Origin of the sequence: Paenibacillus sp. FSL P4-0127, from assembly GCF_038007325.1 — a bacterium.
Classification (GTDB): Bacteria; Bacillota; Bacilli; order Paenibacillales; family Paenibacillaceae; genus Fontibacillus; species Fontibacillus macerans.
This window is the reverse complement of sequence record NZ_JBBOWY010000001.1, coordinates 2,954,924-2,980,981: the sequence shown is the minus strand read 5'-3', so window position 1 is coordinate 2,980,981 and position 26,058 is coordinate 2,954,924. Positions and strand designations below refer to the sequence as shown.

General features: G+C 54.8%; 14 protein-coding genes. 2 read left to right on the top strand and 12 right to left on the bottom strand.

Annotation, left to right across the window (positions count from 1 at the left end; genetic code table 11):
- Nucleotides 1-64 precede the first annotated feature (64 nt).
- Nucleotides 65-1,183: an IS110 family transposase gene (locus NYE74_RS13315; RefSeq protein WP_036623922.1), complete on the top strand. Its 1,119-nt coding sequence runs from the start codon at nt 65-67 to the stop codon at nt 1,181-1,183.
- A gap of 933 nt (nt 1,184-2,116) precedes the next feature.
- On the opposite strand, the gene NYE74_RS13310 is transcribed toward NYE74_RS13315, so the two are convergent.
- The 6 genes from NYE74_RS13310 to yicI form a co-directional block, all read right to left on the bottom strand.
- Complete coding sequence (locus NYE74_RS13310; RefSeq protein ID WP_341004853.1) at nt 2,117-4,738, bottom strand: glycoside hydrolase family 95 protein; 2,622 nt, start codon at nt 4,736-4,738, stop codon at nt 2,117-2,119.
- Nucleotides 4,739-4,881: 143 nt separating this feature from the next.
- Nucleotides 4,882-6,603: an ABC transporter substrate-binding protein gene (locus NYE74_RS13305; protein ID WP_340928492.1), complete on the bottom strand. Its 1,722-nt coding sequence runs from the start codon at nt 6,601-6,603 to the stop codon at nt 4,882-4,884.
- A gap of 315 nt (nt 6,604-6,918) precedes the next feature.
- A complete protein-coding gene (locus NYE74_RS13300) occupies nt 6,919-7,821 on the bottom strand; it encodes a carbohydrate ABC transporter permease (RefSeq protein WP_270619345.1) in 903 nt (300 codons plus the stop codon).
- Between the two features lie 15 nt (nt 7,822-7,836).
- On the bottom strand, nt 7,837-8,814 hold the full coding sequence (locus NYE74_RS13295; protein WP_270619346.1) for an ABC transporter permease: 978 nt from the start codon (nt 8,812-8,814) through the stop codon (nt 7,837-7,839).
- 129 nt (nt 8,815-8,943) lie between these two features.
- Nucleotides 8,944-10,722, bottom strand: a complete 1,779-nt coding sequence (locus tag NYE74_RS13290) for a sensor histidine kinase (protein ID WP_270619347.1) — start codon at nt 10,720-10,722, stop codon at nt 8,944-8,946.
- A 154-nt stretch (nt 10,723-10,876) separates the two neighbouring features.
- A complete protein-coding gene (gene yicI / locus NYE74_RS13285; protein WP_270619348.1) occupies nt 10,877-13,195 on the bottom strand; it encodes an alpha-xylosidase in 2,319 nt (772 codons plus the stop codon).
- Nucleotides 13,196-13,332: 137 nt separating this feature from the next.
- On the opposite strand from yicI, the gene NYE74_RS13280 reads away from it, so the two are divergent.
- Nucleotides 13,333-14,235 carry an AraC family transcriptional regulator gene (locus NYE74_RS13280; protein WP_270619349.1) on the top strand — a complete coding sequence of 301 codons (903 nt, stop codon included), beginning with the start codon at nt 13,333-13,335 and terminating at the stop codon, nt 14,233-14,235.
- A 121-nt stretch (nt 14,236-14,356) separates the two neighbouring features.
- Here the strand turns inward: NYE74_RS13280 and NYE74_RS13275 are convergent, their stop codons facing one another.
- The 6 genes from NYE74_RS13275 to NYE74_RS13250 all read right to left on the bottom strand — a co-directional run bounded on the left by NYE74_RS13275 (nt 14,357) and on the right by NYE74_RS13250 (nt 25,815).
- Nucleotides 14,357-17,284 carry a glycoside hydrolase family 3 C-terminal domain-containing protein gene (locus NYE74_RS13275; protein WP_341004852.1) on the bottom strand — a complete coding sequence of 976 codons (2,928 nt, stop codon included), beginning with the start codon at nt 17,282-17,284 and terminating at the stop codon, nt 14,357-14,359.
- Nucleotides 17,285-18,134: 850 nt separating this feature from the next.
- Nucleotides 18,135-20,603 (bottom strand): LamG-like jellyroll fold domain-containing protein, encoded by a 2,469-nt coding sequence (locus tag NYE74_RS13270; RefSeq protein WP_340930532.1) that lies wholly within the window; start codon nt 20,601-20,603, stop codon nt 18,135-18,137.
- Nucleotides 20,604-20,694: 91 nt separating this feature from the next.
- On the bottom strand, nt 20,695-21,609 hold the full coding sequence (locus NYE74_RS13265; protein ID WP_340928494.1) for a carbohydrate ABC transporter permease: 915 nt from the start codon (nt 21,607-21,609) through the stop codon (nt 20,695-20,697).
- A gap of 46 nt (nt 21,610-21,655) precedes the next feature.
- Nucleotides 21,656-22,534, bottom strand: a complete 879-nt coding sequence (locus NYE74_RS13260; RefSeq protein ID WP_278739012.1) for a carbohydrate ABC transporter permease — start codon at nt 22,532-22,534, stop codon at nt 21,656-21,658.
- Nucleotides 22,535-22,540: 6 nt separating this feature from the next.
- On the bottom strand, nt 22,541-23,830 hold the full coding sequence (locus tag NYE74_RS13255; RefSeq protein ID WP_445323400.1) for an extracellular solute-binding protein: 1,290 nt from the start codon (nt 23,828-23,830) through the stop codon (nt 22,541-22,543).
- Nucleotides 23,831-24,267: 437 nt separating this feature from the next.
- Nucleotides 24,268-25,815, bottom strand: coding sequence for a response regulator transcription factor (locus NYE74_RS13250; RefSeq protein ID WP_340928496.1), 1,548 nt, complete (start codon nt 25,813-25,815; stop codon nt 24,268-24,270).
- Nucleotides 25,816-26,058: the final 243 nt, after the last annotated feature.

The following is a 26,058-nucleotide window of genomic DNA, read 5'->3' as shown; positions in this document are numbered from 1 at the left end:
AGGTTAAAATGGATAGTGAAAACCAAACCATTTCAGAGCTACATAGCAAAGGAGAGCTGATACTATGCAGTCTACCACAAAATTCGTCGGTTTAGATGTATCCAAAGAAAAAATTTCGGTTGCTATTGCAGATGCAAGCGGTGAAACTCCTCGCTATTACGGGAGCATTCCTCACACTCCGGCGGCGCTGCGCAAGCTGATCAAAGAACTGGGACCGGCCGAAACGCTATCGTTTTGTTATGAGGCAGGTCCGACAGGTTACGAAACCTATCGCTGGATCACCTCCATGGGAGCCCATTGCGTTGTCATTGCTCCGTCGCTTATTCCCAAACGCCCTGGTGATCACGTGAAGACGGATCGACGGGACGCCGAGCAGCTTGCCCGTCTGTTTCGTGCAGGAGAATTGACTCCTGTCTACGTCCCGGAGCGGGAAGACGAGGCTTTGCGGGAGTTGGTTCGCGCCCGGGAGGCCGCCAAAGAGGACGCGCATCGGGCACGCCAGCGGATATTGAAGTTCCTGCTCCGCCATCAAATCGAACCGCCGGCTACGATAAAGCGTCGTTGGACCCGGAAGTACCGTTCCTGGCTGGAGCAACTGACATTCCCTTATGAGCCCATGCAAGTAGCCTTCGACGAGATGCTCCATACCTTAAATGAGATCGAGCAGCGGATGGGGCGTTTGGAAAAAGCCTTGGTTCAGCAAGCCACGGTCGGCTCCAAGGCAACTCTGATTCGGGTGCTTCAGTCCCTGCGTGGGATTGGACTACTGACGGCCGTCACTCTAGCTGCTGAGATCGGTTCATTTACTCGCTTCCGCTCCCCGGCCCAACTCATGGCGTATTTAGGGTTGGTTCCTCGTGAGAGTTCAACCGGCCTGAGTACTCGGCGCGGAAGTATGACCAAAGCCGGTAACGGGCGCTTGCGCCGATCCTTGGTGGAATCCGCCTGGAGCTACCGTCATCGGCCTGCGGTGAAAGGAGATCTCGCCAAGCGTTTGGATGGCATGCCGGCCGATATACAACTGTTGTCGTGGAAAGCGCAAGAAAGATTGCATTACAAATACCGTCATCTCATTTTTGGAAAGAACAAACACAAAAATGTGGCCGTAGGCGCGGTGGCCAGGGAGCTAACCGGGTTCATATGGGCTGTTGCTCGAACGGTGGAACAACCGGTGGCTAACTAACGCCCCTTCCGTCCCCTTTGGGGAGACGCAGGGAGCGTTGCCCCCTGCACCCCCACACTCGCCGTGAGGCGTTCCTCATTTCCAATGAGGAATAGGAAAAGTGTTGATTTGAACCTAACCGCTTGTCAAGAAAAGCGCTTGACAAGCTCACGCCTGAGCACGAGGCCCGGGAGCAAACGAAGGTTCCGGGAGAGAATTTGCGTCAACCGTTTGCACTAGGTGAGTAACTGAACGTGCGCTTCTAGCTTGCAAGAGCTCTCCTTGACGAAGGCATAACATGTGGTACCAACCCACGGATAGCAGCGTGCCGACCGTCGCTCGCATTTTTGCTCTCGCGCCACGTGCTCAGGCACCTCTCACACGGAGGGCTTGACAAAAACGTTCATAGCAACGGTTGTCATAGCGCTTATTCCACTTAAATTAGGCTAATTTCACCTGAATTAGAGTAAATAACGGCGCTGACAACCGTTAGAATTTAGAAGGGGACTTTTTTGTTAAAATAGCGGCTGTTACAACCGTTAGAATTCCGCCAGTCGCAATGCTGCAAAAATGCTGGTCTCCCCCGCACGATCCTCCGGCATGATGCTCCCGCACGATGCTCCGACACGATACTCCCGCACGATGCTCCGACACGATACTCCGATCTTTCCGAGCAACTGCAGTCTTGCAGTAGTTCGGTTCATACTAGCCTAATGGTTTACTCTGGTAAGTTACTCTGATGAGCCTAATCCTAACGAACGGCAGTGACCTTATTTCGGCGAAATCAACAGTTTTCAAAGTGTAACGGACACCATCGATCTTATTTGGCACAAATACGTAAGGTTGCGGTCTTTTTCGCACAAATAACAAGCTCCCCCCGTTAGAAATAAAAAGGGCGGCTTTTCAGGCAAATAAGGCCGTACAGGTCCGCTAGCCTTCACCAGTCGGATCTGCCTATTGAATCAAATACGGCGTATTCGCTTCGGTCCAAAAGCGCTCCCCGTCCCCGGCCGTGCTTCCGTCCGGCAGATGAACGCGCCGCCCGTTTAGGCCGCGCACCGTACACCATCCGCCGACAGCCGATGTGATGCAGGCCGATGCGACCCCACCGCTCTCCCAGACGATATCGACGGTAAATCCGCCGCGCGCCCGCAAGCCGCGGACCTGGCCGGACGCCCAGGCCTTGGGCAGCGCCGGCAGCAAATCGATGCCGTTCATATGGCTTTGCAGCAGCATTTCGGCGATTCCCGCCGCCCCGCCGAAATTGCCGTCGATCTGGAACGGCGGATGGTCGTCAAACAAGTTCGGATACGTCGAACGGGACAGCAGCGTTTCCACGAACCGGTGCGCCGTTTCTCCGTCCCCCAGACGCGCGTACAGATTGATCAGCCAAGCGCAGCTCCAGCCGGTATGGCCGCCGCCGTTTTGAATCCGGTGCTGAAGCGATTTCCGCACGGCTTCCGCTATTTCGGGCGTATCCCGCACCGTAATCGAATCGCCGGGATAAAGCCCGTACAAATGCGAGACATGGCGGTGTCCCGGCTCCGGTTCGGCGAAGTTTTCGCTCCATTCCTGCAGCCTCCCGTCAGGGCCTACCTGCGGCCCGACCATGCGCTCCGCCGTTTCCACCAGTTCGCGGCGCCACGTCTCATCCACGCCCAAAATTTCCGCCGCCCGAACCGTATGCGCAAACAGCTCGCGTATTAGCGTCAAGTCCATCGTCGTTCCCGCCGATACACTGCACTTTTCGCCCTCCGGCGTTAAAAACTGATTTTCCGGTGAGGTCGACGGCGCCGTCGTCAGCAGCCCGTCAGGGCCGGGGACCAGCCAGTCCCGGCAAAATTCCGCCGCACCTTTCATCAGCGAATAGGCGGTCTCCCGCAGAAACTTATCATCCATCGTGAATTCGTAATGCTCCCAAAGATGCCGGCACAGCCATACGCCGCCCATCGGCCAAAACGCCCAATTGGCCTGGCCGTCCGTCGGCGTCGATTGGCGCCACAGGTCGACGTTGTGGTGAGCGGTCCATCCCCGGCAGCCGTAATGAATCCGCGCTGTCCTTGCCCCCGTATCGCTCAGCTCCCGGATCAGCCGGAACAGCGGCTCATGGCACTCACTTAAATTGGCCACCTCCGCCGGCCAATAATTCATTTGCGCGTTGATATTGGTCGTATACCCGCTGTTCCAGGGCGGCTGAATATGCGGATTCCAGATCCCCTGCAAATTGGCCGGCTCCGTCCCCGGCCTGGAGCAAGCCATCAGCAAGTAACGGCCGTACTGAAAATACAGCGCCTCCAGCCCCGGATCCTGCGCTCCATCGCGATAAGCTTCGAGCCGCTCGTCGGTGGGCAGTTGCGAAGGCGCCGTGCTCCCAAGCCGTTCAGCCGCAGGAAACTCCGAAGGCGCCGTGCTCCCAAGCCGTTCAGCCGCAGGAAACTCCGAAGGCGCCGTGCTCCCAAGCCGTTCAGCGGCAGGAGACTCCGAAAGCGCCGTGCTCCCAAGCTGTTCGCCGGCAGGAAACTCCGAAGGCTTCCCGCTCCCAGACCGTTCGCCGGCAGACAGCTTCGAAGGCTCACCGCTCCCAAGCCGCCCATGGGCAGGCAACACCGGTGGTACCGTGTCCCCAAGCCGCAGCTCGACGCGGCGGAACAAACCGCGGTGATCCGCGATATGTCTTTCCCGCAGCCGCTCATAGCCCAGCGAAGCTGCTGCTTTCAAAACGGTGCCGCATTTTTTGACAAGTTCGCCTTCCTCCATCCCCGTTCCGGGCATGACCTTATAACCGGCAAAATCAGTCGCCGCGGCCAGCAAAAACGTCGCCGCCCGCGCTCCGCGGACGATCAGCCGGCCGGATTCGTCCGTCCAGACGGTCCCGCCTTCCGTCAGCGCTTGCACATGCGCTTCAAAGGATATCCCCAATCCCTCTTCATACAAGACGGATTGCGGGTGGTCGCCGCGGTAATTGTCGGCAATATGGCTGGGGCAGCGCCCTGTCATGACGATTCCCGCTTCCCCCGGGAGCGCTTTCGTTTGGAACACCTGCGGGGAATCAAGCGATGCCGAAAGGTCGATAGTCCCCTCTCCTTCGGCGCGAATATGTACCGCAAGCACTTGGTCCTCCGCGCTGACCAGCACCTCGCGAGTGTAGACCGTCCCGCCAAGCCGGTACGAAACGGTCGCCACCCCCGCGTCCAAATCCAAATCCCGCCGGTAATCCGAAACCGCCGGAACGTCCTCCAGCAGGTCCAGCTTTAAGTTGCCAAGCGGCTGATACGCTTCGGTCCCCGTGCCGACCATTTTGGCTTCAACCAACTGCTCGGCCTCTTTATATTTCCCGGAAAATATCAGCTCCCGAGCCTTTTTTAAGTGCCGCAGCGCGTCGTAGTTTTGCGTGTCGCGCGGAAAACCCGACCAGAGCGTGTCTTCGTTTAAAGCGATAAGCTCCTGCTTCACTCCGCCGTAGATCATGCCGCCGATTCGCCCGTTGCCTACGGGAAGCGCTTCCTCCCAACGCGATGCGGGCTGCTTATACCATAACTTCCATTCTGCTTCCGCCGAACGTTCCAGTTTGGCCACCTTCTCTCAATTTTATAATAAGTTGAATTATTGACTATACGTGTATACTTCTAAATTCTACGATAAATCCGCAGAAAAGGCCCGATGAAAATACGGGCCTTTACGTTAATTTTCATATTTGCGGCAATTCCGGTGATCCTAATTTATTGCAAATCTTTGCCGGTGAACAGTTCCACTCTCTTCTTAACGAGTTCGGTATATTCGGCTTCCATCTTTTGAGCGCCGGCTTTGTCCAACTCGGCGAGGAATGCGTCGTACACCTTGTCGAAGTCCGCTTCCTTGGCCAAGATGGCTTCCGGAATCCGTTTGCGGACAATGTCCTGCGTTTTCTGGAAAATAACCTGATAATCCCCGTCGGTCGGAACCGGCATGTTGTACAGAGCGCCCCATTCTTTAGCCGGGAAATCGTCCTCTTGCGGGAATAAGTCTTTCCAGGTGGTTGCGTTGTAAGCTTTCAGCGTTTCCTTCTCGGCTTTGGTGTAGTTTTCTACGATTTGTTCCGGGAAGTTGGTCGTATAATAATTGCCGGAAGGATCTTTAACACCGTCGCCGTAGCGGGCGCCAAAAATTTTGTACAAGCCGTCCGGATTGCCGAGACCGGTTTGTTTTGTAAAATTCGTCGTATCATTTACTCTACGATCTGTAATCTCTTCCGGTATAACGCGTTTGCCATTCTCGTCGACCGTGTAATGTTTGCCTTCAATCCCCCAGTTTACAAGAACCTGGCCTTCATCGGAAGACAGCCAGTCGATGAATTTAATCGCCCGCACCGGATCTTTGCAGGCGGTCGTGATGCTGATGCCGTAACCGTCAACGCCGGCGGATTGGAAGGAGTGATCCTTATATTCTTCGCTCAGCGTAACCGGGAAATGGGCGTACGTGTATTCGTCTTTGCCGGCCGATTTCAGCGCGTTTTCGGCATCCATGTAACCCCATTCCTGGTCGATCAGGCCAAGCACGCGGCCGCTGGCGATTTTCGCTTTGTATTGGTCGTCTTTTTGCACAAACGTGTCTTTATCGAGCAGACCTTCGTTGTACATATGGTTCAGCCAACGGAAGTATTCTTTCTCTTCCGGACGTTTATAGTGCAGCTTCGCTTCGTAAGTTTGCGGATCCACGTAGTACTCGCCGTCGTCCGGAGCACCGGTGGCGATAAACGCCGGGTTCGTCACGGTGATCATGATTCTCCAGTCGTCGGCGTTCAGCGTCAGCGGAATCGTCGGCTGTCCGTCCGTGGTCGGATTTTTTTCCACATATTGCTTGAGGACGTTTTCAAAGTCTTGTACCGTGCGCACCTTCGGGTATCCGAGCTCTTTCAGAACGCGCTGCTGGATTTCAAACCCGCCGCCGGCGTCAAAATACTGCTGGTCCACGCCCACGTTGGTCGGGATCGAATAAATCGCCGGATCTTCGTTGCTGTATTTCAGACGGTTCATGTTTTCGCTGAATATCTTTTTAATGTTCGGCGCATGTTTATCGATCAGTTCGGTCATATCCACAATATAGCCGGCATCCACCAGTTTGGACAGATTCCCTTTGGCGAAAATCAGGTCCGGCACATCGCCGCTGGCCGCCATCAAAGCGATTTTGTTGTCGCCGCCGCCGCTGCCCACGTCAAACTCGGCTTCGATCGTCACGCCGGTTTTTTCCGTAATCGCTTTCCCCACTTCGTCCTGCATATTGTTCCAGTTCGGGCTGGCGTCAGCGCCGAAGAAGGTAAAGGTGACCGGGCTCGTATCATTGCCCGTTTCTCCCCCGGAGCCCTTCGTATTGCCGGACGCGCCGTTGTTGCTGCCGCAGCCCCCGACCAGCAAGGTGCCGGCCAGCAAAATCGCCGCGAAGGTTTTAGGGCTTTTCCATTTCATATCTTCTTTCCCCCCGTATTCTTATTCAAAAAAATATATTGTATAACAGGCTATATTAGTTGAACTATTGATTGTACGGATCAGGGCAGAAGTGTGAAATGTTCTTACAATCGCTGCCCGCCCCAGATTTCTTTGATTAAGTAGATTCATACAAGGTAGAAATCCGGTCACAAAGGCGACCAAGCATATGCTTCCGATGCAGCTTTCTTCCAGAAAGCTGTTAGTTTCTTCAGAATCATTTCACACTCTTGCCTAGCTTCCGTATTTCTGTTCAACCTATATAGACCTGTGTCTACCGGCTGAGAGCCAATCATCTTAGGCTTTAACCGCTCCCAGTGTCATCCCGTCCACAAAATAGCGCTGCAGGAACGGATAGACCACCAGAATCGGAACCGTGACGACGATGGTGATCGCCATTTTAATCGATTCCGGCGACACCTGGGCCATTTGATTCGCCAAATCGTTGGCGTTGGCCATATTCGCGCCTTGGTTGGTGCTTTGCAGTATTTTCATCAGCTCGAATTGCAGCGTCGTCAAATGCGGTTTGCTGCCGTTGTACAAATACGTATCAAACCACGAGTTCCACTGGCCAACCGCCAGGAACAGGGCGATCGTCGCCAAAACAGGCTTGCACAGCGGCAGGATGACTTTGTAGTAAATCGTGAAATCGTTGGCCCCGTCGAGCTTCGCCGATTCCTGCAGCGCGTACGGCAGTCCGTCGATAAACGAGCGGATGACGAATACGTTAAAGGCGCTGACTAACGTGGGCAAAATATAAATCCAAAACGTCCCGATCAGCTCGAGATGGCGCATCAGCATGTACGTCGGCACCAGGCCGCCGGTAAAGTACATCGTCAGGGCCAGGAACGTGGACACGAATTTACGCGATTTGAAATCGGGCCGGCTGAGCGTGTAGGCCAGCATCGAGGAACTGATCAGCCCTAGCACGGTGCCGAGCACCGTCCGGTATATCGTAATTTTGAAGCCCTGAATCAAGCTGGTATAGCCGAAAATCGTTGCGTAGTTTTTCCAGGTAAATTCGCGCGGCCAAATATGTATGCCGCCCCGAACGGTATCCGTGGAATCGTTCAGCGAAATCGCCAGCACGTTCAGGAAAGGGTACAACGTAATGACCAAAATGACCGACATTAGAATGATATTGAATACATTGAATGCTTTTTCGCCTCTGGTGAGGTTAAACGCTTTGCTGCTCGCCATCTATGTTCCCTCCCCCTACATAATGCTTTCTTTCGTCGTTTTCTTCATAATGCCGTTGGCCACGAGCAGCAGGATGATGCCTACGACCGAAGTGAACATGCTGATCGCCGTACCGTACGAGAAGCGGCTGATATTGATGCCGTACTCTAAGGCGTATATATCGAGCACTTCCGAGTAATCGGTAACCAGCGAGTTGCTGAGCTGAAACTGCTTTTCAAAGCCGATGCCGATGAGATGGCCGATCGACATGATCAGCAATACCGAAATCGTCGTCCGGATCCCCGGCAGGGTGATGTTCCAGATTTGCCGGAAACGCCCGGCCCCGTCAACGCGGGCGGCTTCGTAAAGCTCCTTGTCGATCCCGGTAATCGCCGCCAAATAAATAATGGCGTTCCAGCCGGTTTCCTTCCATACGTCGGAAGCGGTTACAATCCCCCAAAACCATTTCCCTTGCGCCATGAACTGGATCGGCTCGTTGGTAATATGAAGCGCCATCAGCAGCTCGTTGACAACCCCTCCGTCAATGGAGAGCATTTTCGTGATGATCCCGGCCACGACGACCCAGGATACGAAGTGCGGCAAATAGGAAACCGTCTGCACCGTACGCTTGAAAAGTTTGCCCCGCAGTTCATTGAGCAGCACCGCAAAAGCGATCGGGAAAATAAAATTGGCGATCAGTCCCATGACGCTCATGGCCAGCGTGTTTCTAAGCACGAGATAGAACCTTTCGTCCTGGAACAGGTCCACGAAATTATCGAACCCTACCCATTTCTGTTCAGTAAAAGACTTGGCCGGTTTATAGTTCTGAAAAGCCATCGTCCAGCCCCAGATCGGAACATAGTTAAATACGAACAACCATATGACAAACGGCATGGACATCAAATATAAATACTTTTGCTGCATTAAACTCTGCCAGGTACCTTTTCTCCGCTTCTTCAACGGCTCAGGGGCAACGCTTACATTAGTTCCAGGTTTTGATGACAGCGTTTCCACAGGTTCCAGTCCCCCCTTCATTTCTATAGTTCTATCATAAGTGAAGGGGGAAAACGGTAATACCCGACAGATTTCAAACAAAACCATATAAAAATTAGACATCGTCCGGCGAAAATCCAAAGATCGCGGTCAGGACGGGATCGTAAAAGCGATTTCCGTTCCGGAGCCGGGCGTGCTGGCGATATGCAGGCCGTGCTCCTCTCCATAGGACAACACCAATCTTTGGTGGACATTGCGCAGGCCGATCCGCGTCCGCTGCGATTCCTCGGCGGCGGAAATGGAACGCTTCACTTCCGCAAGACGCTCCGCCGTCATTCCCATCCCGTTGTCTTTGACGGTCACATGCACCAGCGCTTCTTTCACTTCCACCTTAACCTCCACGTTGACGCCGTCCTCCTTGCCCTCCACGCCGTGAACGACGGCATTCTCTACCAGCGGCTGAATAATGAGCGGCGGCACCCGGATGTCCTCAGCCGCCGGATCGATCCGCAGCTCGTACTTCAAGCGGTCCTCGTAGCGGAATTTCTGGACCTCCAGGTAGGAGCGCACCATCTCCAATTCCTCTTTAAGCGGCGCGCTTTCCCGGCCGACTTCAAGGCTTTTCCGCATCATTTTCCCAAGCAGGCGCACAACGTTGGCGATCTCTTTGTCCCCTTTCAGATGCGCGTTCATCCGGATCGATTCCAGCGCATTGAACAGAAAATGCGGATTGATCTGGCTGGCCATCATTTTCAGCTTGATTTCCCGCTGCGCCAGCTCCAAAGCGTTGTTTTGCTCCGTTTTTTCCACCACCTGATGCATCAGCCGGTTGATGCTGCCGACCATGTAGTTGAATTGGCGCGACAGCTGCCCGATTTCATCGTTCCCGTCTATGGGGGATACGACATTTAGGTCCCCGAGCGCCAGCCGGTTTAAATGGCGGCTTAACCGCAGCATCCGGTTTGTGGTCAAAAAAGAAACGATATAAACGAATACGAGAGCGATCAGCAGGACGAGCAAAATAATGCCCAACCCGAAAAGACTGACCGCATTGGCGCTTTTGACGATCGACTCCGTCGTGAACACGGAAACGATCTTCAGCCCGTTCATACTGGAATCAGGAATCAAGGTATCCACCACCAGATAGGAAGGCGCGTCCCCGACATCCGCCTTGAACGTCCCTTTTTGCAGGTTCCGCAAATCGGTGCCGAAATCGAGCGATTCCAGCGTTGTCCCGACCAACGCCGGGTTTTTCGCAGCCACGACATAACCCTGCTCATCGGCGATAAACGTTTCAAAAGGCTCCTGCTGCAGCATCCGGTTCAATTCGTCCTGATTCAGGATGACCATAAGCACTCCGCTTTTCCGCGTGCCTTCAAACGAAATCCGGCGGATGAGGCTGAGCCTGTGGACTGGAAGCTCCTCATCCTCTTTGTCGTTAATGTAAAACCAGCCGATCCTTTTTTCCGCCATCGCCTTTTGGTACCAGTTCGCCGAAGCGGTCCGTTCATCGACCGGTATAAACTCCAGATTGTTGATTAACGTCGGATTGTCAAAATAGAACCGGATCCCCGAAATTTCCCGGTATAGCCTTACGTATGCGCGAAAATCGTCATATTCCAAGTAAGCTTTGGTCAGCTCAAGCACCGACGGATACCGGGTAGTGACGAGGGCTTCGAGTTTTTTATCCAGCATAAAAATATCCGAGATGTCGCTAGGCACGCGAAGCATCGACGCCGCGCGCGATTTCACCCTTTCGACGTTGTTGACGGTCTGGGCGATCGCCCGGTCCATCGCCTGATTGCGGAAATAAGCGGTTACGACAGCGCCGACAATCAACACGGGAATCATCACGACAACGATGTAGGAGATAAGCAGCTTGTGCTTAAGTTTCAAATTGTTCGTGAACTGCACGATTTTACTGAACATTGGAATAAGCGATTCCTCCTTAGTCTCCTTAAAAGGAAAATATCCCCTCTTGCCAAGGGGAAAAGGGGATATTTTCAGGCGGCCGTTCGCACGGTCCGCCTGTCCGTGTTTAATTGTACACCTGCGCGCCATCGCCGCGGCAGGCAATCGAGCATTATTTCAAGGCGATTTGCAGCTCCGCCTTGCCGGTGAACGCGGCTACTTCGATCGTTCCGTCCGCGGCCAGGGTTCCGCCTTGGACGGAAGCGATTTCGCCCATGCCGTGCAGCGCTACGCGGAACGGCTTGCCTGCGCCTTCGGCGCTCAGCGTCACAACGTTGCCGCTCTTGGCTGCCGTCACGTTCAGCTCCGCGGCCCCTTTGACATTGCGCACCGTGCGGGATACCGCGGCTCCGTCGGCAAGCTGGTACAAACCGATTTCTGCGCCGTCCGCATAATCGTAATCCGGACGAGTATCATTCGCTCCGGTGACCAGGATCGAGTTCGGGCGAACGAACAGCGGCAGGCTGAAGAAATTATGGTTCTCTTTACGCCATTTTCCGCCTTCGACCGTTTCCCCGGTCAGCAGATGCGTCCACTTGCCTTCCGGCAAATAATACGTTACATCGCCTTTTTCGCTAAATACCGGGGCCACCAGCAGCGAGTCGCCGAGCATGTACTGGCGGTCCAGCGTGTCGCAGGCCGGATCGTCCGGGAATTCCAGGAACATCGCCCGCATCGTCGGCACGCCCTGCTGCGTGGCTTGCACCGCCGTATCGAACATGTAAGGCATCAGGCGGCATTTCAGCTTCGTGAAGAATCGCGTCACATCCACCGCTTCATCGTCGTACGCCCACGGCACCCGGTACGAACTGCTGCCGTGCAGGCGGCTGTGGCTGGACAGGAGGCCGAAGGCGAGCCAGCGTTTAAATACGTGGGCCGGGGCCGTGTTTTCGAATCCGCCGATGTCGTGGCTCCAGAAGCCGAAGCCGGCGAGTCCGAGCGACAGGCCGCCGCGCAGGCTTTCCGCCATCGATTCATAATCGGCGTAGCAGTCGCCGCCCCAGTGAACCGGGAATTTCTGGCCGCCGACCGTTGCGGAACGGGCGAACAGCGCGGCTTCGTTTTTGCCCAATTTTTCTTCCAATACTTCAAATACGACTTTATTGTACAGGTACGTGTAATAGTTGTGCATTTTCACCGGATCGGATCCGTCGGAATAAACGACGTCCGTCGGAATCCGCTCGCCGAAGTCGGTTTTGAAAGAATCGACGCCCATGTCGACCAGCTCGCGCAGGTAGCCGGCAAACCATTCGCAAGCGGCCGGGTTCGTGAAGTCGACGAGCGCCATGCCGGGCTGCCACAGGTTCCATTGCCAAACGTCGCCGTTGGCTTTTTTGACCAAGTAGCCGTTTTTCATGCCTTCTTCAAACAGGCGGGAGCGCTGGCCGATATACGGGTTGATCCACACGCAAATTTTCAACCCTTTTTCTTTGAGGCGCTTCAGCATACCTTGCGGGTCCGGGAAAACGCGTTCGTCCCATTTAAAGTCCGTCCAATGGAATTCCCGCATCCAGAAGCAGTCGAAATGGAAAACGTGCAGCGGAAGATCGCGCTCCGCCATGCCGTCGACGAAGGAGTTTACCGTCGCTTCATCGTAATCGGTCGTAAACGAGGTCGTCAGCCAAAGGCCGAAGGACCAGGCCGGGGGAAGCGAAGGTTTGCCCGTCAAATCGGTGTATTTGTTCAGCACGTCCTTCGGCTCGGGACCGTCGATCACAAAATATTCCAGCGATTCCCCGGGAACGCTGAATTGCACTTTTTTCACTTTTTCCGAAGCGACTTCAAACGAAACCGCTCCCGGATCGTTGACAAGTACGCCATACCCCTTGTTGGTGACGTAAAAAGGAATGTTCTTGTAAGCCTGCTCGGAGCTGGTGCCGCCGTCTTTATTCCAGATATCGACAACCTGACCGTTTTTCAGGAACGATGTAAAACGTTCGCCCAGGCCGTAAACCCATTCTCCGACGCGCAGGTCGAGCTCCTCGCGCATATACGCGTCGCCGTTGGAATCCGTCACATGCGCCATCGATTTGAAGCCGCTGCCGGTGATCCGCTCGCCTTCGCGGTAGAAATCGACCGACCACTGCGGGCCTTTGTTGATGCGGACGCTCAGGCTGCCGCTTTTCAGTTCGGCATATTGCTCGTTTTCGGTGATTTCAACATGGGCGCCGCCTTCGTTCAATTCAAAGTGCGGGCCATGGTCAACAACCCCGGCGAAATGGAACAGCTTGACGCCGATCACGCCGGGAAGCGGGGAATGGAACTGCATCGTCAGCAGCGTTGTATTGATCATATCGCCCCGGCCGCGCAGCGGCGTCGTTGAAGCGGAAGCGATCAGCGTGTTGTTTTGGGCTCGGAAATCGTATGCTTGTACCGCGGGAGACAATGTAATGCCATCGCGAATCAGCCAGTTGCCATCGGTAAATTTCATTTTTCCATTACCGTCCTTCCTCTAGCGCATTGTTTTAAAATGAAAAACGTTCTATACTTGCATTATACTGATACGCATTATAATAAACTAACATAATTCGACGATAATATAACACTATATTGATGAGGTGAACGAACATGGACCAAGCGCTGCGCCGCTCTTTGCACGAGAACAAAAGCCACGGCACCGAGCGCCTGCCGTTCGGCACATACTGGTACCGCTTCGGGCCGGGCGAGCATGTCATCGACTGCCACTGGCACGAGGAAGCCGAGTTTTTTTACTGTCTTGAAGGGGAAACGCTGTTCCAGGTCGACACCGATTATTTTCCGGTTCGCGCCGGGGAAGCGGTGTTTATCGACGGGGGCGACATTCACGCCGCGCATGCGCTTGGGGAGCAAGGCTGCACTTTTTTCTCCCTCGTGTTCGATACGCAGCTGCTGGCCAGCGCCCATTATGACGCGGTCCAGGAAAATCTCGTCCTCCCTCTCCAGGAACGGAAAGCGACGTTCCCCCGCCATATCCGGCGGGAGCAGCCTTATGAAATCGCGCTGCTCGAGCATATTCTCGCGATGATGCGGAGCTGCAGCAACGAAACGCCCGGGTACGAAGGCGCGGTGAAAGGCCATCTGTATTTGATGCTGGCCGAAATCGCCGCCGAAGGCCGTGCCGTCAGCCGCATAGCCAGCAGCCGCAGCGAATCGTCCAAAATCGAGCGGCTGAAAACGGTCATTTTGCACATCCAGCAAAACTACGGCCATCCGATCCGCCTCGGCGAACTCGCCGCGCTGATTCCGATGAGCGAAGGGCAGTTTTGCCGCTTCTTCAAGTCGATGACCCGGCAGACGCCGATCGATTACATCAACTCGTACCGCATCCGCCAGGCCACCGAGCTCCTGCGCGAGCCGGAGCGGAAAATCTCCGACATCGCGCTGGAGGTCGGCTACGACAACATCAGCTACTTCATCCGGGTGTTCCGCAAGACGATGAACTGCTCGCCTTCGGAGTTCCGCAAAAAGCTGCAGGAGCCGGTCGAGGCTTAGGGCAGGGGGCGGCACGCTTGTATGATGGCGGCGGAGCAGCGCGCTTGGCCCGTATGGCGGCGGGGCAGTCGTTTCTTTTTCATAGTTGCCAATTTCTCAGCCCTTATCGTCCCCTGCTACCCTAGCGGATACGGAACCGGCTGATCTGCACCTCACCTTTGAGGTGAAGGTATACGTCGCGGCGGCCCGCCGCCCCCGTTACCGGCGCGGTCACCGTCGTCCAGGCCTGGCGGCCGCCGGTCGGCAGCACCCGGCACGTTCCGGCGGTTTCCCCATCCGGCGAACCGAGCGTAACAACGATCTCCCCGCCTTTGAGATGCCCCGAAACTCTCGCCTCGAACTCTGACGCCCCTGTGCCGAAATCCACATCATGGAACGCGATCCAGCCGCCGCTGTCTTGAACGGTGCGGATGCTCTCCCCGCCCTCACGGCATTCGTCGATAAAGACCCGGTCATAATTATCGTAATTCACCGCTTTGACCGATTCGCGGAGCAAACGCGGCGGAACCGTCTCCCCGTTGACCCGAAGCGTTGCCGCTGCCGCGATTTTCCCCGAGGACGGGCCGACCATAATCGTGTAGGCGCCGGTTTCCACACAGTACCGTTCGCGGGTCACATCCCAGAAAGCGAGCTCGGATGCTTTTAATTCAAGTATTACCGTCTTGGACTCGCCGGCCGCCAAATGAATCCGTTTAAAGCCTTTTAATGTCTTAAGCGGCCGGGGGACGCGGGAAGCTTCGGCCCGGACATACAATTGAACAACCTCGTCCCCGTCCAGCTCACCGGTATTCCGGACGTTCACCGACACGGTGACGGTACCGTCCTGTCCGATTTCAGCAGGGCTCAATGACAATCCTTCATATCTAAACGTCGTGTAACTCAGCCCATGTCCGAAAGGATACAGCACTTCTCCGTCAAAATATTGATAGGTCCGCTTTCCTTTGATAATGTCGTAATCCATAATATCCGGAAGCTGATCGGCCGACTTGTACCAGGTCATATTGAGCCGGCCCGCCGGGTTGTAGCCGCCGAACAGCACGTCAGCCACGGCATGCCCCAGCTCTTGTCCTGCATGGGATGTAAACATGATCGACGGGACATGCTCCTGCTCCCAGTTCACCGCAAACGGATACCCGCCGACAATGACGGCAACCGTTCGCGGGTTAACCGCTTTAACAGCCTGAATCAGCGCCTGCTGGGATGGCGGCAGTGTAATGTCCGGCCGGTCGATTGTTTCCTTTCCGTTGATGAACGGGCTGTTGCCGACGAACACGATCGCCGTTTCCGCGTTTTTCGCCGCTGCGGCGGCTTGCTGCAAACCGCTCTGCACCACTTCAACGATAAATCCGTCATATATGCCGGCAGCGGCTCCTCTATTGGCGAAGTTGGCTCCCTCGCTTACCGCGGCTTCCGCATCAACTGTTGCACCAGCGCCAACCATTACGGCTTCTTCAGTTTCACCGGGGCCCTTTTCCTGGTCCGCTTCGACGTTCATGTATCCCCGGACGTCTACCGACACCGGCTTGCCTTCCCACGACAGTATCCGCACGGAGCCGCCTTCCTGCGTCTCGAACCCGAACGCTTCCTTCACGAACCAGCCGCGCGCCTCGTCCGCCGTCGCCTCGAGCCGGCCCGATTCGCTTTCGGTTACGAACTTCCCGTTGCTGAGCGCCCGCAGCGTAATTTGTCCCCAGCCCCAATCGTTCCGCTCGAACACTTCGGCCTGTTCCGCGTCTTCGCAGTTTGCCGCCAGAGCAGCTCCGCCCTCTTCGCCGGCGGCGATACCGACGTATTTGCCGGTAGCCGCCGAACGCAAGCGAATCCGATCCAGCCCCGTCGTAAAATGCACCGAACGGCCGTTCATTTTCTCCGTTACGCCCTGCAGCGGAGTTACGCGGTACGGCGGCGTGCCGCTGTACCAGTCGGTGAACGCCTCGTCCGCCAGCGGGCCGATCACCGCCACCGAAGCCGCGTCCTTGCCCAGCGGCAGCAGCCCGTCGTTCTTCAGCAGCACGACCGATTCGCGGGCCGCTTCCAGCGCCAGCGCGGCATGCTCAGGCGCGCACAGCTTCGATTCCGGCACATGGCTGTACGGATTCCGCTCCGCGGGATCGAATTCGCCAAGCCGAAAGCGGACGCGGAACGTATTGCGCAGCGCATGGTCCAAATCGGCCTCCGTCAGCAGTCCCCGCTCCAACGCATCGCGCAGCGCCTGCTGCGAGATCGGCTGATCATCCGTAATGCTGTCGATGCCGGCCTTAATCGAGCCGGCGACCGCTTCGGCGTAAGAGTCCACGTAATGGTGATCCATCACGGTGCCGAGCACATCCCCGGCGTCGCCCACGACGAAGCCGTCCATGCCCCATTCGCCTTTGACGATTTCGTTCACCTCATGATTAAAGTTGCACGGCGTGCCGTTGATGCCGTTGTACGCCGTCATCATCGAACCTGCGCGCCCGTCGCGAAAAGCCGGCTCAAACGCCTTCAAGTAATATTCCCGCTTGTTCCGCGGGTCAATGCTGACCGATGCGCTTCCGCGGTCCACCTCATTATTGTTGCCGTAAAAATGCTTTAAGGTTGCCACAGCTTTGTAATAAAAAGGATGATCGCCCTGCATACCTTTGACCAGCCCGGTCGTCAAGGCACCGGTCAAATGCGGATCCTCCCCGTACGCCTCTTCGGTGCGCCCCCAGCGCGGGTCCCGTTCCATATCGACCGTCGGCGCCCAAATCGTCAGCCCGTTAACGGCCGGATCGCGCTGGTAGTAAACCCTGGCCTCGTCCCCGATGACGGAGCCGATTTTTTGCAGCAGTTCGGGGTTCCAGGTACAGGCCAGCCCCGTATTTTGCGGGAACACCGTCGCTTCGCCAAGCCAGGCCACGCCATGCGCCCCCTCCGTGCCATGCTTGTATTTGTTCACCCCAAGGCGCGGAATATCCGTTTGATATTGGCACATCAGTTCGATTTTCTCTTCGAGCGTAAAACGCGATATTAAATCGTTCACCCGTTCCATTAGCGGAAGATCCGGGTTTTGATAAGGATAACTCATGTCACGACCCCATCTCATTTTGAATTTCCGGTTTGTAAGCGCTGCACAAATCACGCGTTCCAAAACCGCTTCCGTTTCATCCCCCCCATCATACAATGGTCCGAAAGCGCTTTATACAACGATAATTAGTCATGTTTTCATGTAAAAATCTAGATTATCCGCTTAAGGAGCCGCTTTCTCAAATCCAAGAATTTAATCAACAAGAAATTAAAGGACGATTTTAAGGATCAAGCAAATGAGGGCTGGTCGGCAGATCAACATCCGCTGTCCGGACGCTTTGCACGATTATCCCGTTTGATCCGGAAGCAGAGAGGAAGTTACATTCAGGAAAAGAAAATAGGTTTGGAAGGAGCAGATATGTTCGTGATCGTTAGACAGGTTTGTGAGAAGGAGGTTTAGGAGAAGAGATTTAGGAGAAGGAGGTTTTGAGGAAGTGAGGCAGACTTGACGGGAGGAATGGGACAAGACACCGGGGAAAAATGAAAGGACCGTGATTAGCCTCCTCCTCTTCTCCCTGAACAAAAGGGATAATCGTGCAAGGCTCGGTTAACAGCATCCTTAACGACAGGGATCTCAATGAAGACCTAGGCGTTTGGGTTAATGTGAGCGAAATTACTGGAATGAGACGCGACGGCGTTGTAGAGTATATCTATGAGTATAAACCAACCATGGTTATCATAAATACACTGGTCCTTTATTCCTTTAGCATATTTGGACACTGGGTTGGGAAAAGAAGCAGAGAAATATCCCCAAAACGTTAGGAATCGCCAGCCGCCGCCCAATACCAAAACGGCCGCTTTCCGCACTCGGAAAACGGCCGCTGCCAACGTCCAACTGGGCTTTCTATATATCATCCTTTCGCTTGCGCGAGCTTCTTGATCACGGCCTCCGTGACCGGAATGTTATACACCCGCACTTCATCCAGCAGGCCTTTGAACGGCGGGTCCCACCAGTTTACGCCCAAGCTGAATGTGCCGGCTTCCGTCGTGAATACGTCGGGGAATCCGGTGCCGGCAAACTTCGGCTCCCCGTCGATGTAGACCTTCACCGTACCCTCATCGACCGTGAAGGCGACATGGTGCCACTCGTTCAACGGGAGCTTGGCGCCGGTCGCCCCGTCGTACCAGGCTTCGCCCGACCACAGCATCGTGTTGTTGTCCCACGATTCCGGCACCAGACTGATCCAGCTTGATGTGGAATTCGCGCCGAAAAACGTCGTCGTAAACTGCGTATACTGCTGCGGGTTGACCCAGAATGAGACCGAATAACGGTTTCCGGAAATGAGTCCGCCGGGCAGCTTGATCCCGGAATTTCCATCGAACACCGCCGCCTTGCCGTCAACGCCGTCCGCATAAGCGATCGTACCGCCTGTACGGTCAATCCGGTCGCCGGTCGCCACCCCTTCGCCAAACTGGCCAAAGGAATCGCTTAAATTGTCCTCAAAAGAAAACCGCGCCTGCAAACCGTACTCCGGATCGATCGGAGCCACCACAACCGCGAACGTTTTGCTGGCGGTAGCTTTTCCTTTCGTTATCGTCGCCGTCAGCTTGGCCGTCGCGGCGGCTTCCCCAACCTCCGGCGGATAAATCACCCCGGTATCGGAAATGACGCCCGGGTCCGAAGATTTCCATGCGATCGCAGCGCCGCGGGTCCCCCGCCCCGGCAGGTTCAAATTGGCCATCACCCGGCTCGTATCCCCCAAATCCAAGTCTTCAACCACCGCTTTGATGACCTGCCGGTCGGACATATCCGGCTGCCGAATTCCCCATACGGACTCCCCTTTGCCGGAAATGGCCGTAAAAGTCAGCGTTTCGCCGCCCAAATCGGCGTCCCAGCCGCGGACGAATACGCCGCGAAAGACCTGACCGCCCAAGTCAAGGGTCGCCTCGTATTTGCCGGACAGCTGCCACTTCCCCGTCACATCGCCGCTAATCGTGTTGTCCTTGTTCAGACGGATGTTCACCGATTTAACGATATCCCCGGAGTAGGCCAACCCGTGGTTGACGAATTTATAATCGCCGGCCACCTGGGATGCCTTCACCGTTTGCAGATTTTCCCCGGCATAACGCTCCGGAGCGACGACAAACCAACCGTCCCGGTTCAGGAACATCTGGTGAACCCGAAGCTCGTGCAGCTCTCCTTTTTGCGGAAAACGCGTATGGAACACAAGAAAATATTTGCCGGTCCGCTCATCATACAGCACCGAATTATGCCCTGGGGACGCATAACCGTAGCCGATCCCCGTGCCGCTTTCTCCGATTTCCCGCGGGAACAGGAAGTTGCCCATCATTTTGATGCCGTAAGCGGAGTTTTCCGTATTTGGCGGCAGTACCGCATTTTGGCCCGCCGCATCCACGTAAGGGCCGTCCGGGCGCGAAGCGCGGAACTGCCTGATGTTGTATCCGCCGTTTGCTCCGAGCCATCCGTACGACACGTTCAAATAATAGTAGCCGGCCTCCCGATCATAAACGATGTACGGGCCTTCCCCGGACTTCGTGTGCCCGCCGGCGATTTTCGTGCCGAAATAGCGGTCGACTATCCGGCCGTCCGCCGTCGTCCCGTCCTTCCCGGGATAAACCGGCCGGCCTGTCGCCGGATCAAGCTCCAGCAGGAAGATGCCGCCCGACCAGGAGCCGTAAGCCATCCACAGCTTCCCGTCCCGGTCAAAAAACGGTGCGGCATCGATCGCGTTTGGATAAAGTGCGTTATTATAGGAGCCGTCGGTCTTGAACCAGCTCGTGTTCACGCCCGCGAGATCTCCGTCTTCGATCAGCCTTCCGATATTCGTATTCGTCCATTTTTTGTTCACCTTGCTGTCCGCATCGTACGCTTCATCCTTCGTAAAACCCGAATATACGACGGTATCGACGTACTTGTAAGGTCCTTCGATATTTTTCGATACCGCCAGCCCGATCGCCGAACGGATATAGGTGGAGGACGCGCTGTAATACATCATGTAAGCCCCGGTCGTGCCGTCCTCATTGACGAAATGCTCGTTCCGGATAATGCCCGGCGCCCAGACGGCAAAGCCGCCTTTGCTGTCCGAATCGTTTTCCCCGGCCCAGGCGAACGAACCGGCCAAATTTTCCGATAAATCCCCGTACAGCGCGTTGCCCGGCGTTTCATACCCGTTCGTGAACGTCGCCCAATTCAGCAAATCGGCGGATTTGGCCGCTTCGATATGCGAACCGAACACGTAATACGTCCCGCCGTCCTTTACGATTGAAGGATCGTGCACGGAGACGTTCGTAAACGCCGGGGGTTTTCCCGGCTTTTTCGCCGGCAAACTGCCGGCGGAAGCCGCGGCCGGCATCAGCATCGCGAACGCCAAAACCATAATCAGGCACCTGCCAAACGCTCTTATTTCCATGAATAGTCCTCCCCCTGCAATCGAATGGATTATCGAACCGTCAGCCCTTAATCCCCGAATTCAGATTGATCGATTGCAAAAAATATTTTTGCGCGAACACAAACAGCAGGAACGTCGGAATGATCGCCAGAATCGCCGACCCCATGAGCTGCCCGATCATCCGGTAGTTGCCGTAAATGTCCTGCAGCAGCAGCAGCCCCGCCGTCACCGGCATCTTCACCACATCGGTGTACACGATGACCGGCCAAAGGAAATCGTTCCAGGACCCGACGAACGAAAATAAGCCGCACACGATCAGCACCGGTTTGATTAAGGGCAGAATCACGGAAAAATAAATCCGCAAATCGCCGGCCCCGTCGACGCGGGCGGATTCGTCCAGCTCATGGGGAATTCCTTTCATAAACTGCCGTACCAAAAAGATGTTGCCCATGCCCGCCAGCCCCGGAACGATCATCGCCCAGGACGTATTGACCCAGCCTAACGCGTCGATGATTTTATAGGATGGGATCAGGTTCACGACAGCCGGAAAAAAAGAGATGCCCAGCAGCGTGAAAAACAGCGTGTCTCTGCCTTTGAAGTTCATGCGGGAATAACCGTATCCCGTCAGCGAAATGACGACGATCACCAAAAAGGTATGAAACGCCGCAATATATAAAGAGTTGATCAGCCAGCGCAAAATGGGCGCCGTTGACGTATTTTCCAGAATCGTCACGTAGTTATCGACAATCCACTCGGCAGGCAGCAGCCTGAACCCGGTGGACACGACCTCCGATTGGGAGCGGAACGATGTGGTGACGCCGAAGATTACCGGAACGACCCAAATGACGCACAGCGCGATTAAAAACAGATAAGCGATAAGCTGGGAAACGGAAACGGTGAAGGATATGCGTTTGGAGCCCGTTCCGATCCCCGGACCCGGAAGCCGGCTTAATTCGCTTGGCGCGCGGTTCTCCATGCGAGTTGACACCCCCTGTTCTTTTCTTCCATTCGTTGCTCCCGGATTATGCAGCGTTCCGGTTCATCACATAGTACTGCAGCGCCGATATGACCAAAATAACGAGCCCCAGCAGCACCGCCATCGCGGACGCCATCCCGGCGATCGATTCCCCGTTGCCGAAGGCGAGCTGGCGGATATACATCATCAGGACGTGCGTGCTTTGCCGCGGCCCCCCGTCCGTCATCATCAGCGGTTGGCCGAATACGTTAAAAGCGCCGGCCGTCGTCATCACAAACGTATAAATGACCGGAAAGCGGATCGACGGCAGGGTGATGCTGAAAAATTTGCGGACCGCTCCCGCGCCGTCGATGTCGGCGGCTTCGTACAAATCTTTGGCCACCCCGTTAATGGAGGCGCGGTAAATGATCATGTTCCCGCCGACGCCGCCCCATACCGTAATGACGATAATGATGATCCAGGCATAAGGCTGATTGGCCGCCCAGGCCACGTCCGAGCCGAACACGTTCCCGGCGATCCCGAGCTGCTTGTTGAAGATGAGCAGCCAGATCAGCGCCGCCGCCGAAATCGAGATCAGGCCGGGGACATACAGGATGGACTGGATGACGCCCTTCAGCTTCACTTTTTTGTGCTCCAGCGCGGCGGCGATCAGCAAAGGAAGCACGATCAAAATCGGAACGCTAAGTCCGACGAAAATAAACGTGTTTTTCAGCCCGTTGCGGAATTGGTTGTAGAACGTCGAATCTCCGTCAAACAGGATCGTTTTATAGTTTTGCAGCCCGACCCATACCGGATCGTTCATCAGATTCCACTGGGTAAACGAAGCATAAATTCCGTAAATCGTCGGCACGAAAACAAAAATGACAAACAAAATGAAGTGCGGACCAACAAAAAAAACGGGCGCAAGTTTGTTTTTGTTTTTCATCGCGTGCTACTCCGCCGCTTTGCTGCTTTCCGCGATTTTATCCTCCACGTATTTCTGCATCGTTTGCAGCGTTTCGTCGATGCCGACGTTGCCGCGGACGATATCGGCCGCGTACGTATCCACCGCCTCGGCCACATACGGATAATATTCATAGGTGTAAATGTAAAGGGATTTAATCTCCTCCTCGTTGGACGTGAAGAAGGATTGGATGTAGGTTTGATACTCCGGGCTTTCGATCACCTGCTTGCTGGCGACGATTTGGCCGGCTTTCGCCCATTCCATGGAATTTTGGCGAATGAACTCCAGGAAGGCGCCGATGCCCGCTTCTTTCTCGTCGCTGCGGTCATCGTTTTTCAGCATGGCAAACAGGTGGGAAGAAGCCCGGTTCGTAAATTTCTCGGGCGTTGGGGAGTAAATGTTGGTCACGCCGAAGTTCAGGCCTTCCACCGCGGCATGCGCCGTCGAGCTCCAGGTTCCGTCCGTGGAGAACAGCACGTTCCCGGATTGGAACATCAGGTAGCCGTCTTCGCCAAACGGCGTCATCAGCCCCGCGTCGGCGATTTTTTTGACGTTTTCGAACGCCTGCTTCATCACCTCCGTATTTACGGCCGGTTTTCCGTCCTGCTGAATGTCCCCGCCAAGGTTCTGCACCTGCGCCAGAATCACCCAGCCGAGCAAAGCGTCGTTTACGACATAATCGCCTTCGTCCAGCTTTCCTTGAAGCGACAGCATCTCATCGATCGTGACGACGTTATCGTCCAGGAACGATTCCGCATTGTATTTCTTCAGCAGATCTTTGTTGTAATACATCGCGTTGCTGTGGATGTCCAGCGGCACCGTATATTGCGTTCCGCCGATATTGCCGGTCGCCCACGCCTGCGGCAAATAATTGGCTTCTTTGATTTCAGGCTGCGCCCCCAGGACGGCCGTCATCGGCTCGAGCATTCCCTGCTTGACGTAGCCGGGCACGCGGTCGGCATGGATAATGGCCAAGTCCGGCACGCCTTTTCCCGTATTCAGCACGGTGGAAATCTTTGTATACATGTCCGCCGTTACGATATGTTTGACTTTAAACTCCGGATTGGTGGCGTTGTAATCTTTGACGAGCTGATCCATGTAAGCCCCGTCATCCCCGGTCAGCGGCGTCCAAAAGCTGATCGTGTTTTTATCGGCACCGCTGCCGCAAGCCGCCAATAAAGCGCTTACCACAAAAACAAGGATACACGTAACCGTCCATTTTTTTCTCAACCTATTCCCCTCCAGCTTTGTTTTTCTGTGCAGTCGTGTAATGTACATACATGCAGGTCAAAATCATGCTTTAACAACCCCGTTTGTAACCCCTTACAAAAACATTGACTTTGGAACCAGCCTCCTCTCAAACCCATAATCTTCATGCTTATGGTTAAAATACTAATCCTATTGTCCGTACATGTCAATATTTTATTTGTTTTTCCGAATCTATGTACGTACCTATTAAATGATGTTAAAAATGTGGATTTAGCGATTTTATGCCGTATTTATTATGGATTTGTTTAAAATAAAAAGTCTAAAACTATTAAACGCCCTCTATACAACGCATTCAATAAATTATCTTGTACGTACAATTGGATGTATCAGAAAGCCGCGCTTGTCCCTTCTCCCCGGCTTAACCGCAAAAAGCAGCGATGTTCGTTGTTCAACCAACATTCGCTGCTTTGGCTTCAGGCACTTCATCCAATCCTGCGCCATTTTCCTTACACATTGCTCGCTGTTTTGCGGTATGCGGACGGGGAAGTCCCGACGTATTTTCTGAACTTGCTGTGGAAATAATCGACGTTGGTATAACCGACCCTCTCGGCCACCTGGTACACCTTCAGCCCTTCCTCCAGATATGCCTTGGCCTTTTCGATCCGCACTTTGTCCAAGTAAGTATTAAAATATTCCCCGGTGGCGTTTTTGAACAATTTGCCCAGGTAAGCGCTGTTATAGTTAAAAATGCCCGACAACGTCTCCAGCTTCAAATTTTCGTTGAAATTGCGGTGAATCAAATCCAGCATGATCTTCACTTCGCGGTGTTTGCCGCCTTCGCCCAGCTGATGCATGATTTGCTGCAGCAGGAATTCCGTTTTCTCGTACAGCCCCTCGATCGTCCGCATTTTGTGTATTTCCGATATATAATCGGAAAATTCTTTGCTGCGGTCCTGCAAAGCGGAAGACTGCTTCAAGGCCCTGCCGAGAATCGACGTCAACACTTCCACAAAACGGCGCTTGATTTCCTTCTCCGGATACCCGCCGGCGGCAAGGGTCCGCCCGGCTTTACGAACGAGCGACTTCACCGCCTCCCGATTCCCGATATCCAGGGCATAATACAGCTGCTCGCCGATCTCTTCGATCGAGGAGTCCGGCAATTCCGCAGGCGCCCCGCTCCGCAGCGCTTCGGGGGAAAGTATGGCGCCCTGATCCAAAAAGAAATGCAGCTTAATAAGTTCGCACGCCTCAAGGTAAGAGCTGCGGATGTCCGGCAGACAGCCGACCTTGTTCCCCAGCGCCGCGGTAAATTCCGCTCCGGCGCCGTTTAGCTCTTCCCGGATCTCTCTGTATACGCTTTCGTATTCCACAGCGAGCAGCGGTTCCCTTAACAGCACGCCGAGCTTGGCTTGAATGCCGAACACCCACCCCCGCCCGGTATCCTCAAACAGGTGGGCCAGTTTTTTTCTCACCGGGTCCCCTGCGCTCATATCGGCGTCATCCTCGGCATGTACGGCCACCAGCAAAACCTGATACGCCTTGCCCGTGATCCCCACTTCTCCGGCCCGCTCATACAGCGGCGCCGTCTGCTGCTCATCCGTACCCGCCAATACGGACTGGATCAGCGATTCGCGGGTCCACTCCGCCGTAACATGCCGCCATTCCTCGGAAGCGGTCTCTTCCTCGACCGCCTTTTTGATTTTCGCCAGATATTCCTTAAGCTCATCCTCGTCGACCGGCTTCAGCAAATAGCCGTCGGCCCGCTGCGTTATCGCTTGTTTGGCGTAGCTGAAGTCCGCATAACCGCTGAGGATCAAGATATGAAGCTGCGGATCCTCGCTCCGCAGCTTTTCGATCAGCTGCAAACCGTCCATCCCGGGCATCCGGATATCGGCCACAACCAAGCCGGGATGATGCCGCCTATATTTATCCAACGCCTCGTTGCCGTTTGCGGCCGTGTCAACCACATCGTACCCGAGCGCATTCCAATCGATAAACGTACGAAGTCCTTCGCGCAGCTTCGGTTCATCATCGACAATTAGCACTTTAATCATGTTGCATTCCTCCAGCCGGAAAATGTTTCACATGCACCAACCTTCCAGCGAATGGTCTGATGAAACGTTTACAATAATTATAAGTTATTCGCAAAAAGAGGAACAAACATTATCCTGCTTCGTTATAGCACTATTTTGATCCTCCGGCGGCGCAAACCATAAGAAAAACGCCTAACGGCGTCCTTTTATGACTCTGACTTCTACGTTAGAGCGATCAGAGGATGGGTATGGGGTTCAACCCGC